This window comes from Endozoicomonas numazuensis (assembly GCF_000722635.1).
Lineage (GTDB): Bacteria > Pseudomonadota > Gammaproteobacteria > Pseudomonadales > Endozoicomonadaceae > Endozoicomonas_A > Endozoicomonas_A numazuensis.
In genome coordinates this window covers 230,190-232,301 of sequence record NZ_JOKH01000007.1, presented here as the reverse complement: position 1 = coordinate 232,301, position 2,112 = coordinate 230,190, and the positions used below count along the sequence as shown (strand labels likewise).

General features: G+C 56.9%; 1 protein-coding gene. It reads right to left on the bottom strand.

Translation table 11 applies throughout. The features are described from left to right. A partial coding sequence (locus tag GZ78_RS29660; protein WP_034841507.1) for a lactonase family protein occupies positions 1-1,845 on the bottom strand: 1,845 nt, incomplete at its 3' end. Between the last annotated feature and the right edge of the window lie 267 nt (positions 1,846-2,112).

The window sequence follows — 2,112 nt, the reverse complement described above, 5'->3', positions numbered from 1 at the left end:
CCCAAAATAGGCCGTTACGTACAGGTGTTGCCCGTCGGGGCTGAGGGTAACACCCAGAGCACCGTTCAGCTCATGAGTGTCGTCGTTGCGGTAAATACGGGGATTGGAGAGCGCACCGTCGCTGGCCACGTCGTACACCGACAGGGCATCCCCAAAATAGGCCGTTACGTACAGGTGTCGCCCGTCGCGGCTGAGGGTAACACCCAGAGCACCGTCTAGCTCATGAGTGTCGTCGTTACGGTAAATACGGGGGCTGGAGAGCGCGCCATCGCAGGCCACGTCGTACACCGACAGGGCATTCCCAATTGCGGCCGTTACGTACAGGTGTTGACCGTCGGGGCTGAGGGCAACATCCAAAGCGCCGTCCAGCTCATAAGTGTTGCCGTTACGGTAAATGATCGGGTTAATGAGAGATCCCGGCTCATTAACCACCTCACCATTGGCAGGTTGCAGTACGCAAAGGCTGATGACTGCCGTGGAAGGTGTCATGGAAGGTGTCATGGAAGGTGTCATGGAAGGTGTCATGGAAGGTGTCATGGAAGGTGTCATGGAAGGTGTCATGGAAGGTGTCATGGAAGGAGAGAACCCGTCAGTGGATATCGAGCGGCCTTCCAGGCTCGGGGTCGTCATGGCTGAATGCGTGGGAGAGTAGACCAGGGTATGCGTGTCCATGCCCGGATTAATGCTGGCTGAATGTGTGAGGGAGTAGGAGGTGTTTGTTTCGACGGCCTGGGTCACCTGATACACCGACAGGGCATCCCCGTAATAGGCCGTTACGTACAGGTGTTGCCCGTCGGGGCTCAGGGTAACAGCCCAAGCACCGTCCAGCTCATGAGTGCCGTCGTTGCGGTAAATACGGGGGTTGGAGAGTGCACCGTCATTGGCTACGTCGTACACCGACAGAGCATCCCCCCAAAAGGCCGTTACGTACAGGTGTTGCCCGTCGGGGCTCAGGGTAACAGCCCAAGCACCGTCCAGCTCATGAGTGTCACCGTTGCGGTAAATACGGGGGTTGGAGAGCGCGCCGTCATTGGCCACGTCGTACACCGACAGGGCATGCCCAAATTCGGCCGTTACGAACAGGTGTTGCCCGTCGGGACTCAGGGCAACAGCCCGGGCACCGTCCAGCTCATGAGTGTCGCCGTTACGGTAAATACGGGGGTTGGAGAGTGCGCCGTCATTGGCCACGTTGTACACCGAAAGGGTATCACCTTCATTGGCCGTTACGTACAGGTGTTGCCCGTCGGGGCTGAGGGTAACACCCAGAGCACCGTTCAGCTCATGAGTGTCACCGTTGCGGTAAATACGGGGGTTGGAGAGTACGCCGTCATTGGCCACGTCGTACACCGACAGGGTATCACTGTCAACGGCCGTTACGTACAGGTGTTGCCCGTCGGGGCTCAGGGCAACAGCCTGGGCACCGTTCAGCTCATGAGTGTCGTTATTATGGTAAATACGGGGGTTGGAGAGTGCGCCGTCATTGGCCACGTCGTACACCGATAGGGCATCCCCAAAATAGGCCGTTACGTACAGGTGTTGCCCGTCGGGGCTGAGGGTAACACCCAGAGCACCGTTCAGCTCATGAGTGCTGTCGTTACGGTAAATACGGGGGTTGGAGAGTGCGCCGTCATTGGCCACGTCGTACACCGATAGGGTATCACCGTCAAAGGCCGTCACGTACAGGTGTTGCCCGTCGGGGCTGAGGGCTACATCCGTAGCGCCGTTCAGCCCATGAGTGTTGTCGTTACGGTAAATGATCGGGTTAATGAGAGACCCCAACTCATTAACCACCTCACCATTAGCAGGTTGCAGTACGCAAAGGCTGATCACTACCAACTGAGCCACAAAGACACATATACTCTGCCAGCATGGCCAAGGGGCTTTTACCCTCTTTGTAGAAAAAACCGTGCTTTGTGTTGCCGCTGATGGTTTTGCACTGAATGTCATGAGATATGACCTCTCGCACCCGTTGGCTATGGAGGTATCCGGTTCCGGCTTTTCCCAACTCCCTTGGATAGGCATCCAGTGTAGTTGAGTTTCCGGGGGCGAAGTGACAACCTTTATTGAGCCTGTTTTGTACGGGCTGTGAGGTGGTTCATGAGGGTCTTCCTG